Origin of the sequence: Plesiomonas sp. (assembly GCF_051650925.1) — a bacterium.
Lineage (GTDB): Bacteria > Pseudomonadota > Gammaproteobacteria > Enterobacterales > CAMTGL01 > Plesiomonas.
This window is the reverse complement of the sequence record NZ_JBOFRH010000587.1, coordinates 1-1,275: the sequence shown is the minus strand read 5'-3', so window position 1 is coordinate 1,275 and position 1,275 is coordinate 1. Positions and strand designations below refer to the sequence as shown.

1 protein-coding gene is annotated in these 1,275 nt (G+C 47.5%); it reads left to right on the top strand.

Features of this window, described 5'->3' with window-relative positions; genetic code table 11:
• Positions 1–694 precede the first annotated feature (694 nt).
• Positions 695–1,275, top strand: a 581-nt coding sequence (locus tag ACRC27_RS14085) for a trimeric intracellular cation channel family protein (RefSeq protein WP_438640163.1), incomplete at its 3' end; no start/stop codon positions are given.

Sequence of the window (1,275 nt, the reverse complement as noted above, 5' to 3'; positions counted from 1 at the left end):
ACCCGCTGTTCAAATTGCGTCATCATCAGATTTATTCTCGTTGCCAGAGTGTTACCGAAAAATTCTGCCGCAGACTATAACAGCAACTGCGTATGCTCTCCAGAGAGCGCCGAGCTATTACTGATGCGCCGTTAGGGCAATCTGTGGCTCGACTATACGACTCAGCACAGAGCATTTTTATCTCTTTCTAAAGAGAAACCGCCACGCATCATCTTGGCGCCGTACACACTCCACCTACTGCAGCCCTTTGTGCAGCGTGATCAAACTCTCATTTTTCTGAACGCGCCGCGCATAAATAAATGAAATAAACTAATGCATAGATAACATCTTCCGCAGCCAGAGCAACAGATGGACGCGATAAGGAGAATAGATTATTTTTATAAATCATTATTTTTTAAAATTTACCCCCAGCACCTATTCTAATAATACGCAACGAACTCTATAAATCGGCTATTAGCGCTTATTTCTTGCTGTATGCAACTTTATTTACTATGTGATATCACAATGTCACATTTAAAATACAATCAATAAATGATTAGTATTTGTAATGCGACAAAAGAAAAATCAGCAGTAAAATAGCGCGCATTCGCCAACCAGCAGCCAACGTTAGCCGCGTAATAAAGAAGCGTCATACTGTGTGCTGGCCTGTGTTGTCTCACTCGCGTTTTCACTGATGGACTGAGCCACTTTCCCCATGTTACTGACTGTCTTATATCTTATCGGGATCACCGCTGAAGCCATGACCGGTGCGCTGGCCGCAGGTCGTCGTAAAATGGATCTGTTCGGTGTGATTATCATCGCCAGTGTGACTGCCATCGGGGGCGGCTCGATCCGTGATATGTTGCTCGGCCATTACCCGCTCGGCTGGGTCAAACACCCGCACTACATTGTGATTGTAGCCTGTGCCGCAGTGATCACGACGTGGATCTCACCGGTCATGAAGCACCTGCGCAAAGTGTTTTTGGTGCTCGATGCGCTGGGTTTGATCGTCTTTTCGATCATTGGTGCGCAAGTGGCGCTGGATATGCACCACGGTCCAGTAGTGGCGGTGATTGCCGCAGTGATCACCGGCGCATTTGGCGGAGTGTTGCGTGATCTGCTGTGTAATCAGATCCCGCTGGTATTCCAAAAAGAGTTGTATGCAGGGATCTCATTTGCCGCCGGTTTGCTGTATGTCGGCTTGCAACATACCGGATTAGATCACAATGCGGTGACCATGATTACCCTGTGCAGCGGCTTTGTGGCCCGTTTGCTGGCGATGCACTTTGAATTAGG